Source organism: Elusimicrobiota bacterium (assembly GCA_026388075.1).
In the GTDB taxonomy this organism is placed as follows: domain Bacteria; phylum Elusimicrobiota; class Endomicrobiia; order Endomicrobiales; family JAPLKN01; genus JAPLKN01.
The window spans coordinates 1-20,247 of the sequence record JAPLKN010000122.1 but is presented as its reverse complement, the minus strand read 5'-3'; the positions used below and the strand labels follow the sequence as shown (position 1 = coordinate 20,247).

1 protein-coding gene is annotated in these 20,247 nt (G+C 41.9%); it reads right to left on the bottom strand.

Translation table 11 applies throughout. From position 1 onward, the window contains the following. Positions 1-641 precede the first annotated feature (641 nt). Positions 642-20,084, bottom strand: coding sequence for an AAA family ATPase (locus tag NT145_06545; GenBank protein ID MCX5782346.1), 19,443 nt, complete (start codon positions 20,082-20,084; stop codon positions 642-644). Between the last annotated feature and the right edge of the window lie 163 nt (positions 20,085-20,247).

Sequence of the window (20,247 nt, the reverse complement as noted above, 5' to 3'; positions counted from 1 at the left end):
CTTTCTCCTTTTATTTTAAGGCGCCAAAAATAAAGGCAAAAAACAAAGCCCCTAGAATAGCACCGTTTATTAATTGCAAACTTAAGTATTTAGTGTCTGCTGAAAAACACATCAGACCCTTGATTATCAGCCCAAGGCTGATCCGACTAGGGCGGACACTGATTATAAGACTGATTACACAGATTACGCTTGACGGTGAATCACTGTAATCTCGTCATTATCTGTGTAATCCTTCGATAAACTCAGGATGGTGAGCGAAGCCGAACCATCAAGGGCTTAATGAAAAATAAATTCATGACAAAAAGTGCGAGCTTTTTGGTGAAAAATAGTTAAAAACCGTGCACTTTTGTATAGAAAATAATTATTCTTCTTATTGTTAATTCAAACATTTTGTTTATTTTTCAGTAAGCCCTATTTAACTACAGGTTTGCTTGTGAGGATGGTAATCATACTACTTTTTTTATATTTTTTCAAGTCTTTTTTTTTCCGCGTCTCTCCTATAAATATGCAAAAAATGACTGCTTAATAAAAAGGGTTTGACATTTAATTAAATGCCAAGCCCTTAGTGGAAATTTTCCAAATGTCTCCTACTATTTTTCCCCCCGGCCTGAATCCCCAGCCAGGCCCCCTTTAAATGTTTTTTATGCCGCTCCAAGCAAAGCTTCTATAGCTTGCGCATTGAAAAGCTCTTCGCCTTTTTTACCGCGCAATATCTGTTTAGGTTCTCCCAGTTGGGCAATCAGCTCTATAAGCGCGTTTATATCTTTTGGATTCGTAGATACACTTAAAGCCTGGACTTTCTTGTATAATTCAAAGTAGAATGTTTCAGCGCTCACTTCGTGCTCCGCCACAAAGCTTTCCGGCGCTATAGACAAGCCCGATCCTTCGGTCGCAAGCATCTTCTGTTGCAGAAGTTTTTGTCCTAGCATAATTTCAAGCCGCTGATCGGCAAGCCCGGCTTTAAGGCTTTCTTTACCTTTTATTCCGGAAATTTCATCAAGTTTGGTCTTTGCGAGCACTTTTTCTGCTATTGATGTTAAAAACGCTTTTCTTAAAGCTTCTTTTTTGGACTCGTCCCCGGCTTCTCTTCGGATTTTTTCAAGATACAGGCCCACTGATTCAAGGCCTATCAATGATTCTACTGTTTTATTATCTTCTTTCTTAATCGCCTCTGCAAGAGCATCGATATCGGCTGGCCTTTCGGCTAAAGACGGCAATTTGTCCCTGTCCCATCCATATCCGACCTCTCTCACAAATTGTTCCGAAAGCGTATTTGTATTGTACAAACTCAAGATGGTCGTCTTAAGAAGTTCCGTAAGCGCCACCCTGTCAAGTATCGATCGTTCCCCGCCGCTAAGCAGGTTTTTCAAATCACTGAGGTTAAGTATCTTGCAAGTTTCCTTGGACTTTTTCAATTTTTCTCTTAATTGTTCGCCATTCTGGTACCCGCTGATGAGCTCGGCTTTAACCCCTTTCTGCGCCGTACCTTCGGGCGAATAATAGTCATACATCCTTAAATTATTATGTTCGTCATTCATAACGTATCCGGGAAAACCCATTTCCTTATAAATGTTTTCTCCCGAACTATTTCTGAGGTCTATATAAATTTGCACCCCGCTTTTTCTTGCAAATTTTGCGATCCCCTTTATCTGTCCTTGTGTTAAACCCTGAAAAACAGCGGGATCAACTATCATCTGGCCGTTGCCAACTTTATTAAAGACCTCGAGGTTTTTCTTGAATTCAGTAATATTCGTAAGACCGTCAAGATTTATGTATATCGTTTCGGCTAACGCGTTCTTTTCGGCATTCCTGATGGTCATAAGCTCGCCCAGCTTCACTGAAATTACGTCTCTGTTATTCTCTACTATATCGGGGAACAGGTCAGCGGTCACGATCATTGTACCCATCTCGTTATAGGCGATTTTTTTCCCGGTTGAGGTGTGGTCAATGGTTATACCCGGCTCAAATCCAATAATATCGGCATCCACATTGACCTTTTTGAAAAATGTTTTCAGCTTATCCATCGCCCGCCTTGAACCGCTTATTTTTCCTGCTTTCTCCACGACTGTTCCGTTAATTGTCTGTGCAATGATATCAGCGCTTTCATTTTCCGCAAACAGCATCAGGGCACCGTATTTGGTGCTTGCCCAGATTTGTTTCCCTTCCACAAGCATACCCGTAGTCTTTAGGTCCAGCTCTTGCGGGTTTTGCGGGAACTTATCCAGAATGTATATGTTCGTATGCACATTGCCGCGGGCATCAATCGTTGCGGCCCCGAATTTTTCTATGGCTTCCGTTAAGCCGGACGATTTAATGTAATGCCAGTCAAGCAAAGTATGAACTGTCAAATTTGCCGCTGCCGCAGCTAAAATCCCTGTTACAAGACTAATTACGAAAGAACCGATTCCCAGCGAGATGAAAGTTAATAACCCGATGGCAATACCCGCCGTAATTCCTGAAAGCACAACCAAAACCGCGCCGGTCTTTTGTTCGTGGCTTGAAATAAATCTGAAGGGAGTGACAAACGAAGGCGCAAATTCCCTTGCCGCAACCCGCGCCGCAATGCTTAGCGATGATTTTCCCTCATTTGCCCACCTGTTAACCTTGGGCAAATTCGCAAGCATTATTGCGCTGATTATTCCTTTCTGTTTCAACATGCTCACCACGTCTTTCCAGCCAAACATCGGCACCATTCGGCCGTTCTTTTTTTCCATTACCTTTTCCGCCAGTTGTGAAGTCCAACCATTGTCTTGCATAGTCTTTTCCCACAGAGGGGCCAGCCAATCGTTTATATGGTCAGTACATAAAACGCTGCCGTCTCTTGTCTTTACTTCAAACAAATTAGAAAGCCCTATCAATTTCTCTATGTTTGAATTATCCCATTTTATTTTCCCCTTTTCATTTAGTGCTTCCACTATTTTCTGAAAAGATTGCTTATACCGAGGCGAACTGAAGAATTGGTCTATTATTGGCCCCAGACCTGACCAACCCAATCCACTTGCAAAAATAGTCCAATTATATAAAATAAAGCCAAAATTAAAAATATCATTTTCTTCAATCAAATCCGGCCTATTATTGATGAGGTCTGTTAAAAATCCCCCTATAGATTCAGTTAATATAATTCTGGACGGGTGCTCAAAAAATCTTAGGCTATCTGAATAAATAACCATTAACTCTTGCAATATTTCCTTGTCATAGTCTTGCCAATTATTTAGATTTGCCGTTTGCCTAAAAGATTTCTCGTACGCCCGCCATTCTTGAATTAGAGATTGAACATTTATAGTACTAGAATTCCAGTTATCCAATTTAATATGTTCATTTATATCAGTAAGCTGGCTTTTGATATCCCGAGGAAATTGGGTAACCTGAGATGCATTCCCAGAAGGGGGAGTTTTTACTGGTCTTACAACAACGGGAACGTTATTCACTGACTGGGACGAAGGAATGGCATGAACTATGGGTAAGTTTAAATAGTCATCTATATACGGAGTTCCCTTCCGCATTTCATCGGAGCCTATGCTTTTTTCAATATCTACATCGTGATTGGAAGTTGTCGGATGCCAGGTTCTGAAAACTGACCCTTTTATTCCTAATATGTCCTTTTCGGATTTTGCGCTTCCTCCGCAGAACAGTATTTTATCGCCTTTCCTAAAAATTGTAAGAGTCACGGATCCGCCAAAATCAATTCGGATTACTGGGTTCATAAGATTGCTCCCGGTAAATGAGGGACTTGTTTCTATTCTTTCGTTATCCCTGAGCGCGATATAGCCCTCATCTTTAGTAAAACCAATGTCAACAATAAAATATTCGCAATTTCCTAATAACTCGCCATCGAACTTTCCAAGATCGAGAAGCCCGCTGGTAATAAAATCTTCGGCGGAATAGACCCAATAATTTTTCCCGCCAACGGTGAATTCAAAAGGGCCTGTTTCTGAATAATCTATGCACGCTTGTTGTGCTTCAAATCGTTCTTCGTTCTCTTCCGGCAATACTTGTTTTGCGATCTCCGGATAGGCTTTCCATGCAAGCGCATCCAATAGCTTTCCTGCGATCCTGTATTTAACCCTATCCTCAAGTCTAAATTTCCGGAGTCGTTTTTTCGAGATATTCTCTTCCGGGCTTAGGAATTTGTCGCGCAATAGTTCCTCGAAGCAGCTAAGAGTAAAACGGAAGGATTCATTTTTTTGCGGATCAAGAAGGTTCACTATCGCCGTTTCATCTTTTTCATTCCAACTCTTTGCTTTTTGCGCCAAATAATTATCTTTTTTATTCTCTCTCCCCATAATAGGCGCGCCTGAAGAGCCGTCTGTATGAAAATAGCAACAGCTTGCCAGCAGTTTTAATACACACTTGTACAGCTCTTCATTAATTTTCTTTAGGTCAGCCAACTCTTCTTTTAACTTTGCAGCGGCTTTTTCCGCGGCTTCTTCATTAATCCTGCTTATGTTCGCTAATTCTTCTTTCAACTTTGCTTTATCTTCTTTACCCGATTGCATTCTCTTAATTATTGCGAATTCATCCAACGCCTGTAAAACAGAATCGAGTTTCGCTTTTTGCTCTTCAAGCGTCGGGACTGCTTTCGGAATGGAACTCCCGTAGTCTTTTAATGTCAAAGGATTCTTTAATAAATCAAGTTTTGACCACACGTATTTTTTTCTATCTGTTTCTTGTTTTATGATATCTAAATCTAGCCCGAGCATTTTAATAACGTCATTTACCTCTTCATCGCTAAGTACTTTTCCTTGAGCAGTACCGTATTCTGAAACAATTGTTTTTATGAGTTCTTTTGCTTTAGATAACGCTTCAACTGCTTGGCGCTGATAGGCGTACATTGAGCCCAAGTCGCCCAATCCTTCTCCTGAATACTCCAAATCCTTTGCGATCCTGTCATACCTGAAATAGTTCTCTAACCCATCAATATACCCGTCAATATTTTTTTCTAAATCATCACCTGTAACAGCCGGTTTAACTTTGGTCAACGACTTTATAGGATGCCGTATATTGTATTTCCAGTGCAGCCATACTGCCGTTATTTTTGCAAGCCGGATACTTCCCTTCTGCAAAGCCGATACAATACCGGATATTATGTTCACAGTGCCGGAGAAGCGCTTATCCCATCCGGGTTCTTCCGCAGTTTGATGCCCCTCTACGACAAATCTTTCAGAAACTTTCGCTACCGCCTCTGCTAAGCTAATTTCTCCTGTCAAACTATTCTTAAGGGCTTCTTCTGCCAGAGCTATCAGTTCAGCCGCTTCAGCCCTAGTCGCGCCAAGCGTTCTGGGTGAGACTGCAATCCAGGCAATTGCAAGCGATTTACTTATGTGGTTGTAGACAAATCTCGTAATACGATGGTTTTTCAGATAGTTTTCAATGGTCGATTCAGTTGTGAGAGGCCCGCCGTTGTCTGCAGAATTTAACAAGTCTTCTAAGAACCCCCATCCAGCGTTCGCCTCCCATTTGTTGAATCGTTTTTTTGCTATCTTTTCTGCAAGCTTAACGGTCCAGCCTTTATCTTTAAACGTATTTCGCCAAACGGCTGCCCATGCTTCGGCACCGTCAGGATCGTTAAGGCTTGGTTGTGCCCCTCTTTTGAAAGCTGTTCGTACAGTTTTTATTAATTCTTCTATTGCGTTTTCATTCCATGTAACATTCGAACTTAGCTTTTCTACGATCTTATCAAATTCTTCCCAAACACTATTTTCGAATTCTTCGTCTCTTTGGTTTTGTTTAGGAAATGCCATAGCAAACTTTTCTATTAAATTAGTCAAATCGCTTGGTTGCGGTATGTCTTTATTGTCCTGTGACAACTGAACTATTGTATCTGCTATCAATGCCGCTACCTTGGGACCACTTTCAAAATATTCACTCCCGTGTTCCTCATTTAATGAAGAAATATACTTTACCCAATCTGTAAAGATGTCTATTAATTTATCAAGGCTTTCTTCATTAAATCCGAAAAATTTCTTCTTTTCAGCAGCAGCCGATATTTTTTCCCATTTTTCCGTAAGTTCTTCGCAATCAATATAATCACAATCGCCCTCGTCAGCGCTGCACCATTCGTTCATGCGCTTTTCGATTCCACAAAGTATTATGTATATATCTTTCTGACCTTGATTAACCTGATTTGTTTTTCCAGGACGGGAAGCAGTACTAGAACCCGCGCCCGCAGGAGCATTGTTTACGGCTTGAGGCGACGGATTGGCGTTATTGCCTTGCATATCTTCAAAATATTTGTCTGCAAAGAAAGTTAGATTCAGCGACGCATAAGGATCGATTCTTTTATCAAGATCTTGATTTGAAGTAGTTGGATGCCACAACCTGCAAACGAACACCGGCTCGCTTACCCCCTCATATACCGCACGTTGAGTTATTCCCTCAAACCATACTTCGTTTCCTGTCCTCCATATGTCAAGCATCAAAGATTTGTCAAAATCAATTCGCATCACAGGATTTTCCTTATTGCTTCGTACCAATCCTTGTGAAATATTTATCCTTTCGTTTTCCCTGAGAGCTATATATCCCTCTTCCTTATCAAAAGACGGATCTATAATAAAATACTCGCATTCACTTAATAGATTGGTATTGAAATTTTGGATATCAGGACCGCTGGATATAAAATCTTCTGCAGAATAAACCCAATAGCTTTTTCCTTCTACGGTAAATTCAAATGGGCCTGTTTCCGAATAATTTATGCACGCTGTATTCGCCTTAAATTGTTCCATATTTTCTTCGGGCAATACTTTCTCTGCGAATTCCGGATATGCTTTCCAAACCATCGCTTCCAATAATTTCCCTGCGATCCTGTAATTGATCAGATCTCCAACTCCAGAGTGTTCAAGCCGTTCTTCCCATTCTTTTACTTCAGTACCATAAAACTTGTCCCACAGGAGGTCCTGAATTACGCTACAAGATTCCTTGAACAGGCTCATCTTTTGCGGGTCAAGAAGGTTCAATATTCTTGTTTCATCTGCTTCGTCTAGTTTTTCTACTTTACCGAGATAAACATTTGACCAGTAGTGTACCCAGTTTTCACGGGGCATCCGCGAACCATCTATGCCAAGACCACACAATGTCGCAAAAAGTTTTAGTACGCAATCATATAGTTCCTTATTAATTGTCTTCAGGGTGTTAAACTGTTTTTTCAGTTTTTCTGCGGCTTTTTCATTTATTTTATCAAGCTCTGCTGCTGTCTTCTTTTCCTTCAAAGCAGAATCAAGTTTCTCCCTTTGCTCTTCAAGCGATGGAATCGTCATCAATGCAAAAGGTATCGGTTTTTTACCTACAAGGAACCGGCCGATATTTGTAAAAGTTGTTTTGATAATTCTTCCCAGGTTATACCTTAAATGCGCTTTAACTATTGCCTTTGAGACCCTTTTCTCATTTGTTCCTTTGCTCAACAACTTTCTCACGATGGTCTCAATCTGCTCGAGGCCTCCGGCAAGTGTTTTTCGAGCAAGACTTGCTAGCCACTCCCTTTCGCTTATTCCTTTCGGTTTATGGGCGTTGATAAAATTATTGTATTCTTCTTGATTACCTTGCATTTTTAAGGCTATCGCAGACGACATCGCTTCAAGCTCTGCCTTCGGTGCCCCGAGTGCACGGGGTGAGATAGAAATCCAGGCTATTGCCAACGACTTGCTTATGTGGTTATAGACAAATCTCATAACCGCATGCTTCTTAAGATAGTTTTGAATGGTCCCCGCGGTGGTAAGCAGCCCGTTGCCTTTTAGAATGATAGAAACATTTTCCCAACCCAGAAGCGTTCCCATGTTATTCGCTATCGCCGACAAATTTGCCGGGGTCCAACCATCGCTATGTGTGGTCTTTTCCCAGATTGTTTCAAGCCAATCGTTTATTCTATCAATGCACGGCATACGATTTCCTTTATATTCCAGCGCATAAGTTTCCGAAAAATCTACCAATTTTCTAACGTTTTGCTCATCCCATTGAACTTGCGCTTTTTCATTTAGTGCCTCGGCTATACCCTGGAATGACTGTTTATACTGAGAATTATTGAAGAATTCTTCAATGACCATGAATCCTCGCGAATCGTTCATAAGCAGCCCGGTTCCCGCCTTAAACTTAACGAGAAAATCAAAAAAATCATTTTCATCAACGAGATCTGGCCTATTATTAATCAGGTCTGTCAGAAATTTGCCTATCTTTTCGGTCATGTCCGATGTTGGCGGGATACCGTAAAATTTCATACTTGCCCCATAAATTGTCATTAATATTTTCAAGATTTCTTTATTGAAGGTGAAGCTTTGCCAGTTGGTTGCAGTTGCCGTCTTTCTGAGAGAGTCTCCCATCGCCTGCCACTGCTGCAAAATATTATCCAAGTTGTCTAAGGAGCCGGAGCCTGTTTCCATCTGCGTTTTTATTTTATTAAGCTGCGAAAGCGTTCTTTGGGCCAGCACAATCTCTTCCCGGGTCGCTTTGGTTGTCCTTGCAGGCGCGGGTGCCGCAGAACCGCTTCCAGCAGTGTTGTATTCACTCGCTTCAGGTATATCAACAACAGAATCAGGGTCGTTAAGCAGCTGATCGACAGCTATTAGCATCGCATCAACCATACCTTCTAAAGTATTCGTTTGTTCCACACTGATATTTTCTAGTTTCGTGTCTTGCAAACTCTTGGAAGAAGCTTTTGAATTGGCAATAAGGGTTTGTTTTCGTTTCTCCAGCTTTTTTTGTGTATCTTTTGGCAAATTATCCCATGCCGGAGAATTGAGCTGCGCAATCACATCCCCGAATTTCTTAAGTATCTTTTCTTTCCTTTCAAGATTTCCCTCAAATTTTTGCTGCGCCTCAGAAATATCCAAATTTTTTAATTCATCATACAAACTTTTTATCTTTTCCAGATCTGCTTCTGTAATCGCCGGATTTTTTGCGAGACGGTTTATTTCATTGGCTAGTTTTTCAATTGTTGCTTTAATTGCCCCCATAATTTCGGCCTTCTGCTCGTCTGTCAGCGTATCTTTAAATGCCAGGTTATTTATTTCAGCTTTTTTTTGCGCGGCTACCTGTTCAGCCATGGGCAAAATGATTGCCGCCTGAGCTGCAAATTCCAGTTCAGGAAATATCCTTTTTACTATTTCTTGTATAATTCCTCTATGCCCCGGCTGAAGCCCGAGCTGTTCCATGATCTCGTCAATAATCGTAACAGGAACCGGATAACCGTCTTTTTCTTCAACCCAATAAACCTTCCCCTTATTTTTTGCTATTTTTTCAATAACGTTCTTAAATCCAATCTCGCTCAGCGTTGCCGGCAATATTCCTTGCGCAGACTGCCGGGCTTGACTTCTACTCGTTCTACTCCGTGTTGCGGACCCTCGTGTTGCGGACCCGCTTACAACAAAGGTTGTTCCTGCCGTCACCGATTGCCCCGCTTCCGGCAATGCGCACTTATCCAGCTCGTCTTTCAGCTGTACGAGTTTTTTACACATTTCATCGGCGATAGCTGCACCTCCTGTCACATGTTCGCTTACTTTCTTTATCCATATCGCTTTAGATATTTCATCTAGCGAGGGTTCATTAAGGCTCAGGCCGTCGGCACCAATGGGGCTTTGGCAGGCATATTTTCTTACCGTATCTTTATCGATCTTTTCCTGCAAAGGATAACCCCGCAGATAAAGATCTGCTATATCTAGATAATTTCTTGAACTCTTCTCTACCTGATCGCACACCTTCTGAAGCCCTCTCCAATACGGAGATCTCGGCAGTTGATGGCGCCCGTTTTCTGCACAGTAACATAAAGAAAAATGGAACTTAACCAGCGCTTCAATAAAAGCGTCTTCTATTTTGTAATGCCATTTCTCACAATACCGCTTAAGCATATCTATGCTCTGGTCAACAGGAAGCCGTCTTTGAATAAACATACTGAACCTGTCCTGCACTTCCCCGCTTATAGGCTCCGAAGCCGTTCCGCTGCTCTGGCCATCCAGATTAGGCAAATTCCCGTCCATAAATAATCCGAACCCCGGTTTTGCGATTACCACATTCCCGTCAGGGAGGGTTACAAAACCAAATTGCGCAATATTATTGATTGCCGCAAGCGCGGTTTTGTCTTTTGCCTTATCACACTCTTCAATAATCACGGGAACACCTTCTTCCATGGCTTTAATTAACGGGCTTCTTTCAAACCAAGTTTCATTTCCTTTTATCCGCCATTGTCCGAGAAGCTCGCTTCCCAGTGTTTTAGGATTAACCGCCATATTTTTGGGTTTAAATCCAAGCACGGACTTCAAAAAGTAGTTCATCAATACCGTTTTTCCGGCTGACGGCAATCCCAATTGCATTATTCCGTTTCCCATTCTTATCTCTTTCATCCATTGCCAGAATGTAATCATATTCTTAAACTGCCCTTCAATTATCTTATCTATTATATCTCGAGCTGTCTTCCCGCCGTCAAGTGTATCAGTGCAATAAGCTGTTTCAAATATTGAACGGAAATATCTAATATCGGCCGGGAAAAATTTATAGTGCTTTGCTATTCGTTCCACCCCTCTCACTGACAAATACCTCGTTAATTTTCCTTGTTTTACGGCTTCATTTATTTGTCTCTGCACTTCGACCACCTTTTTCATGAACTGGTACGCAGATTTTTTCACTTTTTCGCTAGAATCGTCAAAAATTTTGCTCATAACGGAGTCTAGCGTGCATTCAGGGCTCATATAATCGCATTCAATTATGTTCAGCCTGCTTAACAAAGCTTGTTCGCGGGTATAAAGATTCTGCCCGTGCTTAACATCCCGGCCTTCATTGTCATTGCCGAGACAGATCACTCGAAATTTCGGGTTTATTCCTTCCTCGGTCCTGTCCAATATGCCGTTAATAGCCTGCAATATTCCGTCAAACGTGGGTTTATCCAATTCATCTAAAATACATAATTCGCCGGCTATCGCCGCCTCTTTTAGCTCAGAATTCCATGCCTCCGTAAAGGTTTCTGGAATGTTTGTAAAACCTATTTCTTCTTCTTTGCCGTCTTTATTTATTCTTTTTACTTTGACTTCTTCCGGCTTGCATGTAATAATCAACCTTTCAAGAAGATCATGCTGGTTTATGTTGGAAAACAGGCTCATCGTCCTTACAGGAACCCCTAAAAGGGCCGCCATGACGTATGATTTTGTATTTTTGCCTGCTCCGCGCGGGCCTTCAAGGTATATATTGCTGTTAGCAGCCGACGGATCCGAAAATATTCCTAACATTTGTGAAAGACTTAAAAAATTGTCTTCATTAAAAGAAAATGGAGTAGGAATTTCCTGTTTATTTGCTGTTATGGTGTATATTATTTTATGAGGAATCTGCACAAAATCCTGGCCCGGGACAATCCTTACCGATTTTCCTGCGATTTGAACATATATCTTTATGACCCTGTCATTATTTATGTTTTTTGTATCAACTTCAACGTCTAACGGCTCAATATCTTCAGGTAATCTTATCCTTAAATAGGGTTTAATATTGCCTTCTTCGTCAACTTTCTGAATGTAGCCCAAATACACCTGGCCTTCCCGCCTGCTCAAGATATTATTGGCGGACTCAAATAATGGCCTATATTTGTCTTTTGTTATTCTATGAAATAGCTGGTAGGATTCCTGCGGGTTTTCTTTTAAGAAGTTTATGTCGTCTTCATCAATATCATGATATGCTTTTTTCAGCTTTTTGAAATCTCCGGACTGTAACGCATTTTTTACCATCTCTATAAACCTGTCTTCTTCAACTTCATGACGGACAAGCTGCTCTTTCAAAAATTCCGCCGCTAATTCTCCTTTTGTCTTGTCCTGCATGTTTTCCGGCTTAAATGAAAGCGGCGGCCCGTTGTTCATCAATTCACCCATCTCAGATTGATGCACTATAATTACCTTTTCACCGGTTGAGGAATCTATTTCCTGCGATGCAAATGCAAACGCGCCATTTTGCGGCGCAAGAAGCTCTAGCGGGGCCTTGCTGACTTTTATCTTTACGCCGAAAGCTTGTTCCAATTCATCCAGCCGAAGTTCTTTGTACTTGTCTTTTGCTTCCTGATCTGTCATCAGATAACTGTCTGCACTTCCTTTGAAGAAAAGAAGGAGCAGCTTCTGCGCTAGGCCAACAGATCCCCTGAGCAGCTTATCTATTAATTCTTCGCCTTCTTTTGATTTTTCATTTCTGATCTTTGCTTCTTCTTTAGACCCGGAAACGATTCCAAGGAGCCTCAAAACTTCAGGGTATATATCCAAGGTGCTAAGTTTCGCCCAACTTAATACCGCCTTTATAACTTCGTTAATATTCTCGCCGAATGCGCTTGTTTCGCGCGTTTCTTCAAACATGTTCTCAACAAGGCTATTGATCGCGCCATAAAACTGATTTGAATTATTAAAATGTTGCGTTTTCGGCTCCAATCCCTGCGGAAATTTAATATTCCCTTGGTCGTACTCTGCAAGCATTTGTGTTTTATGATTACCCATCCCGTAATTTACAAATTTAATGTGCTCGTTCTTATTTTGAAAGTACAGAGTTTGCACCCGATTAACCAAATCCGTGTCTCCGGGGTTTCCGTCTGTAAGATGAAGTATAGTTTTTAATATATTGTTGTCGGCGCCTGCATTAATTACTTCAACGGCGCCCCAAAGCGTTTCTGTGTCCGGAGTGGATCCGCCGGGTATCGCCATATTCTGATACATTCTGAAAATATTTTCGTCCCTTAATTCCTCCGATTTTGTCAACGGCAAAAGCATCTGCGATGGTACATCGCCGTATTTCATTACTCCTATTTCTACTCCCGGAATATCTTTCAGCGCCAAAAGCACGGTACATACAGCCCTTAGCACGTGAAACATGGTAGAGTGCCCGTCACCAAGGGATTCACTCATGCTTCCGCTATTATCTATAACTACTATCAGTCTGTGACAGACCCCTCCCGTGCCGTTTTCTTTTTTAAAAGGAGTTAGGGTCGTTTTGTACGCTGGCAGGTTATCCTCGTCAAGATCGCCCTCGCGCAAATTCTGGACGATACCGTTATCTCCGGTTTCCTGCAGATTTTCCCTGATTTTTTCATTTAAGCTACTTGCGCCGTTTCTTAATGGCCCAAGAAGTTGCTCCATTTGTTCGCGTTCAGGATCCGTCAGGGCTTTATCTCTTATATTTTCAGTTAAGTCGGTAATTTTTATACTTTTTTTATCAAAGTTGTCTTCGTCATTTTCCGCTTCTTGCAGTAAACTATCAAGGATTTTCTTTGCTTCAGAATCTTCAGATAAATCAGTTTCTTCAGGTTTCGGTTCCTGACTAAAAAATTGTTCCGCGCGGGAATCAAAATTGCTTTTTCTGTTCTCTGCCTTATCTTTAATTTCTCGTGATGATCCTGCCGAACCGGGCGGTGTAAGATCAGAAGTTACTCCCGAAGACTCGCTCGTCTGCCCCTCATTCCCCGGTTGTTCGCCCGGCTGTCCCTGGGTTGCCGCCTGTTGACCAGCTTGTCCTTGTGCTCCTGGCTGTTGTCCTTGTCCTTCAGCCCCTGACTGTTGCCCTTGTCCTTTAGCCCCCGGCTGTTGTCCTTGACCTTCGGCTCCTGACTGCTGTCCTTGTCCCTCAGCTCCGGGTTGTTGTCCCTGTCCTTCGGCTCCTGGCTGCTGTCCTTGACCCTCAGCTCCGGATTGTTGTCCCTGTCCTTTAGCTCCTGACTGTTGTCCTTGTCCTCCAGCTCCCGGCTGTTGTCCTTGTCCTTTAGCTCCTGGCTGTTTTCCTTGACCTGCCGATCCCGGCTGTTGTCCTTGGCCTTTTGCTCCTGGCTGCTGTCCTTGGCCTGCCGATCCCGGTTGTTGTCCTTGGCCTTTAGCTCCAGGCTGTTGTCCTTCACCCTTGGCCCCAGGTTCTTGACCCTGACCCTCAGCTCCGGGTTGTTGTCCTTGTCCTTCGGCGCCCGGCTCTTGTCCCTTACCTTTGGTTACCGGTTGTTCAGTTCCTGAACCTTTGCTCTTTTTATCTCCTTGCTTCTTTCCCTTCTGCCCCGGCAATGGCTGGTTTTGGCTCTGACCCATTGCCGAAGCCCTTTGCTGCTCTTTATTCTCTCTCGCTTCTTCTTCCATTTTGGATAATTCTGCTTCCACTGCGTCTAAGTTTTCGTTTACATCGCCGAGCATATTCTCAAGATTACTGACGAGTTCTTTCATCTGTTCAAGGTTGTCTGAAAGATCTTTGGAGCTTTTCTGAACAGCGGCCGCGCTTGTCCTTTGGTCCGAGGCATTGTTTTTTTCTTTTGCACTTCTTTCAAGATTGTTTATTTCTTTTTGTAACTGATCCGACTTCTCGTCAAAACTATCAACATTTTTCTTTAGATTTCCGGCCTTGTCGTCCAGATTCTTCGCAGAATTTTTTAAATCACGCGCGGACTCCATGCTGGACTGCCGCATTTCTTGGCTATGGTTATGAAGTTTTGACGTATCTTTCTTAACATTGTTGCCCTCAGTTTTAAGCTGTTCTGCTTTAGATTTTATAGTTTCCGCCAAGTCCTTAAGGTTTCCGATGTCTTGCTCCGTGATATCAGAAACGCCGGTTTTTTCCCGGACTTTTCCAGCTTTTTGCTCCAGGTTCTCGGACTCTCCTTTTGCCTCGTTTATCAGCCCTTGTATCTCTGCAACGCTTGATCTCAAGTTTTTTAAGCGGTCTTTAATGGATTCTGCTAGTTGTTTTGTAGATTCATTTATCTCGGTGTTTTTTTCCATATCTGACGCCTGCTTCGCGCGGGCATCGTTAGGCGTTGCCTGTCTGCGTTTAATGTAGTCTTCTATCTGCTTGCGTGCCTGTTTTTTTATTTCGTCTTCAATCCGGTGTTTTTCTTCGGGGTCCATGTTGTCCCATATTTGCTGCAGTAATTGCTGCATCTCCTCAGGACTTATGCCGGAAATATCGCCTTTCTCTTCGGCAACGCGTTTTTTAATCTCATCTTCCTTCATTTGCTCCTTAGCCGCATCAACAAGCTCTTTTAACTTTGGCCATATCTTATCTCTCATAACTATGTAGGCGTCTTTTGTATCTTCCATTTTTATTACATCCGCTCGCGCTTTTGATGTCCCTCGGAGAGCTTTCTTAACCAGCTTGTTTTTTATACGCGGGTCAACTTTTCCGGCCCTTCCTTGGAACAATACTCCTTCAAGAAATTGGCCAAACAGAGGCAGTTTTTCCATTCGCCTTTTCGCCGACTCGCTCTTCGGGTTGGGATACAGGGCATCATTGAGCTTGTCAAATTTCTCTAAAAAGCCTTCTGCTTTATCCGCGTAGACGTGCCTTGTCCGTATAAGTTCCATTGTTGAAAACAAGCTCAAGAATAGGGAATTGTCATAGTCCGGCTCTACCCAGCCGGGATTAGAATAAAGCAATGGGAAAATCTGCTCCAAAAAGAGCGCCTCAGCGACGTCTTCATCGGGATAGTCAAGATATTCCGGCTTATATTCAATCGTGTTTTTGTCGTTTGAAATGTTGAAAGCGGACTTTGCTTCCGGATTATTGTTTTCGGCAAGCTTTAGGGTTCTGTTACCCGTTATTATCTGGAGAAAGCTTTGAATTTTTGCAATTATTCTTGCTCTTCTTTCCGGATCAGGTGTAAAATGCGCAATATGTTCAGTATCAGCGGCAAGAACGGTATCGGACCAAACCAGCGCAGTAGAAAGCGATTCTATTTCTCTGCTCCCGCTGCGGCCCCAAATGATGCCGCCCAGGACATTCCCGAGATTACGATAAAATCCTTCAGTATCAGGGCTTCCCGCCAGAATTAAACCAGAATAAAGTAACGCATCATCAAGAGAAGAAAACCCGAATTTTTCCCAGTTGGACACAATGCAATTGTGCGTCAACATTTGCAGATCCATTAAATTAATTGGTGCATCCGGATTTTCGCTGTTCCATCTAATGCCTGCCAAAAATAAGGTTTGCCAGGTGTCCAACGAGTCTAATATTTTTTTCCAGGATCCCTCTTCTTCGCCGAATCCGCACGCCAATTCTATCGCCGTCATTGCGTGGGTAACTATTTCCAATTGTGCCGGCATATCGATAATCTCTTTTATGGCAAGATAATGCACAATTTCATGCAAATACGCAGACAAGAAAATCGCTTTGCTGTCTACTGCGTGCATTGTTATTAGAGGTTCGGCAAGATCGGGACTCGTGAAGCCGTAATTGTATGATTCCTCAAAGTTCGACGTCATGATCAAGTAATCGTTTAATTCCTGCAAAAGTTTTTCTAGAGTTTCATTCTTCATTCTCTGCTGAATTTCTTTCGGCTCCGGAATAAACAATTCAGCCGAATACGGAACGGTATTGTTGATTAACTTATTCTTTATCTTGCGGATTGATTCCCGCTGATCGGCTGGAAATGCCTTTATCAGATTGTCAACCGCTTCTTCAATCCACTGCTTTTGCTCATCGCTGAAGGTTTCACCGGCCGCATGCAGTATTTCATCCCACTTCCCAAGAACCGGCTCGTCTTTTTCATTTATAAGATGAAGTTGGGCCAATTTTCCGGACTTTGTTAGCGCCTCAATTATGGATTCGAGGTCAACTTCTTCAGCATCAGCCGCTTTTTTGACTTTCTTTGCAGAGCTTATTAGTTTTCCCCGTGCCTCTTTATAAGCGCTGATGTCGCCTTTTGCTACGGCTTCCAAAAGTTCTTTTCGCGCCGCATAATAAGAAATTATAGCTTCTGAGTATTTAACAAACCCTGTTATCTCTTCATCTTTTACTTTGTCTATCGACATAAACGCATAAGGCATGGTGGTTCTACCCGAGAGAATTCGCCAAATATTTACAAAAGTTGTTTTTATAATTCTTCCCAGGTTATACCTCAAATGCGCTTTTACCATTGTCTTGGCAACGGCTCTGTTAATAAATATTTCTTGTTGGCTATAAGTCTGGATCCCCGTATTTACGGGAATAACAGAAATTAAAGAAAATGTTGTTCTTTGAGAAAATTTAGTCAGCGCTTTATACACCTTTCTTTCAATGTATCCCATTCCGCCAACAAGGGTTGCTCTAGCATTGCTTACTAACCATTCTTCATCGCTCATTAATATCGGCTTATGGGCATTGATAAAATTGTTGTAGGCCCATTCAATGCCGATAACCTTCAAAGCTATTGCCGATGATATTGCTTCAAGCTCGGCCTTCGGCGCCCCGAGTGCCCTTGGCGATATCGAAATCCAGGCAATTGCAAGAGATTTGCTGATGTGGTCATACACGAATTTTGTAATACGATGGTTTTTGAGGTAGTCCTGAATGGTTCCCGCAGTGGTCATAGACCTGCCAAAGTAAGCAGTCCCTAAAAGATCCAACACAGAGTCCCAGCCATTATGCGCTACCCACTTCCCGTTTTTTTGCTTAGAGGCAAACTTGCTTACAAGCGCCTGAGTCCAGCCATTATCCTTAATTGTACTTTCCCATACTTGCTCCAAATACCAATTATAATCTTTCTCAAAATTATGCCCAGAATGAAGATTTTGATTAACAAAGTTTATAAGTTTTTCAATTTTGCTTGTATCCCAAATGATCTTTTTGCCTAGCAGACTTACCACCTTTTTGAATTCCGATGCTATAACGCTTTGCGGTGATCCAGCGGTGATTTCAGCAGCATCATTTATAAAATTGAAAAAGTCGTCATCGTTTATTGGAAATTTTTTTAAGACATCTTTTATTATGAATGCTAATATCTTCGGAGCTTCATTGAGGGATTTATTTCTATCATTTCTGACAACATCATGGAGTTGATTACTAAGAAACGTAAAAAGCTCTAAGAGTTTCTTAAAATTTTCCTCGTTATAAGCCGCCGGTTTAAAAGACATTTTCGCTAATTCTTTTATTTTTCTCATAAACTCAAGCCTGTCGTGATCTTTGTAAAACTGATGAAATTCCTTCCAAATTTCTATAAGGTCTTCGATGTGCGCCTTTATCTGCTTAGCAGAACTTGAGGCCTGGGCATTACTGCCCGAAACGGCAATACCCGCTTCTTCCGAGCTTGTGTCTTCACCAGAGGGTTTCCATACCGTATAAGAAAAAGTTCCAGCGGAAGATCTATTATGCAAAACAAACTTATCTCCTTCTCTTTTTATCACTACGAAAACTGATTTATCAAGCGGATTAATCCGTATATCAGCATCCTCCATACTGCTTACTATCCGGCCGTTGCGTATCTTTATTTGTTCTCCGTCCCTGAGAGCGATGTAGCCTCCGTTTTTGTCAAAATTATCAACATCAATAATGAAATACTCGGCATTTTCCAATGCTTCTGTGCTGAAATTTTCAACATCTAAGGGACTGTTAATAAAATCTTCTGCCGAATATACCCAATAGCTTTTTCCTTGCATTGTAATCTTAAAAGAGCCAGTTTGATTATAACGTATGCTAACGTCCCGAACATCATCAATTTTTTGTGAGACCGTGGGTGTCGGCGGTAGAACTTCTTTTGCGATCTCAGGGTAAGCCTTCCAAAGTAATGCTATTAGCACCCTTTTCGCGACCTCGAAGTTAATATAATGATCTATACCACCATAAAACCTAGCGCCGGATTCCAATACTCCTTCTTCCGGATTATCAATAAGCTCAAGCAGACTTTTTCTAATTCTTGAAAAAACCATTTTGGAATCCAAAGATTCATCGGCCATCAAAGTATTCCTGAATGCTTCTTCATCATCAGAAGAAATTCCAAGTTCATCTATTTTGTCTAAATAATTAGTTCTGCGGCCTACTGCGGTTGTTTCACCCGAAAAAAAACCGCGTGAAAAAAGCATAATAATTTTTATATATAGTGCCTCGTTAAGCTTTTTTATTTTGGTTATTCCATCTTCTCCCAGCAGTATTTCTGAGGCATGCTTATCCCATTGATATACGGTGTTCCTATCGGCAGCTTCTTCCATCATAGCTTTCGCTTTTTTATAAGTATCTCGGGTTGTCATCAGTGCAAAAGGTATCGGTTGTCTGCCGATCATGAACCTACCAATATTTGTGAACGTTGTTTTGATAATTCTTCCAAGGTTATATTTGGAATGTGCCTTTACTATTGCTTTAGATACGGTTTTTTCGTTTGCTCCCTTAGACATTAAATTTATAACAAGGGTTTCAATATTCCCCAGTCCCCCGGCGAGCATCTCCCGTGCCTTGCTTGCTAACCACTCTTCATCACTCATTCCTTTCGGCTTGTGGGCGTTAATAAAATTATTGTATTCTTCCTCATTGCCTTTAACCTTCAAAGCTATTGCCGATGATATCGCCTCAAGCTCAGCCTTCGGCGCACCGAGTACCCTCGGGGAAACTGAAATCCAGGCGATGGCAAGTGATTTGTTTATATGGTCGTAGACAAACCTCGTAATACGATGGTTTTTTAGGTAGTTTTCAATTGTTCCTTGGGTAGTTAGAAGCGGGGAGCCGTTATTCGTTTTATTTAGTAATTCAACAACATCTTCCCAGCCGGGTTCAGCTATCCACTGACCGCTACTTCTATCCTTTTTGGCTATTCTTTGAGCAACTTCTTCCGTCCAGCCGTGATCCTTAAATGTATGATTCCACATATCTTTCAAAGCTACGTTTACTTTCTCTAACCAAGCGGAGTTCTGATTACGCGCGTATGCGTATCCTTTTAAAAGGTTTATGAGTTCCTTTATCCTTGTTTCATCCCATGTTACTCCAGAACTTAATGCTTCGGAAACACAACTTAGTTCTTTTTTACCATAACGATCTGAGCCGAACAAATTCAAGAACCTATTCAGAAAAGAAAATAGGACATTCTCTTCCACCATTCCGGGATTACACACTACTAGATCTTTTATTAGTTGTGCTATGTTTTTTGGATCATCTACAAAATACCAATCCAAATCTGGTATATTAAATATAAAAGAACCAAGTATTTCTATTAATTTTTCTAACTTTGCCTTGTCAAAGCCGGGCAAGGACGATCTTAATTCGCTTAGTATAGGCTCACAATTGTCCCCGATCTCAACACATTTTCTCAATTCCTCAAGCAATTTATCTATATCACCAATTGCAGATGGGGCCGCAACGGGAGCAGGTTTTGCAACCAAACCCGCAGCCGTTTGCGTTTGCGGAACCTGAGGAGGGATTGGGTCCATCCACCTCTTCGGATACGACCAAATAGGGGTGTTTACGGCCTGAGGTACCGGCTTGGCATTCTTATCTTCCCCTTGGGAAATACTAGGATGCCAAGTTGTATATGAGAATATCCCTTTAGGAGAGCTATTGCGCAGTGTTATTGTGTCTTTAACCCGAGCTATT

Excerpts from the sequence above, each read along its gene's own strand:
- NT145_06545 (MCX5782346.1), bottom strand. The coding sequence starts at position 20,084 with ATGGACCCAATCCCTCCTCAGGTTCCGCAAACGCAAACGGCTGCGGGT.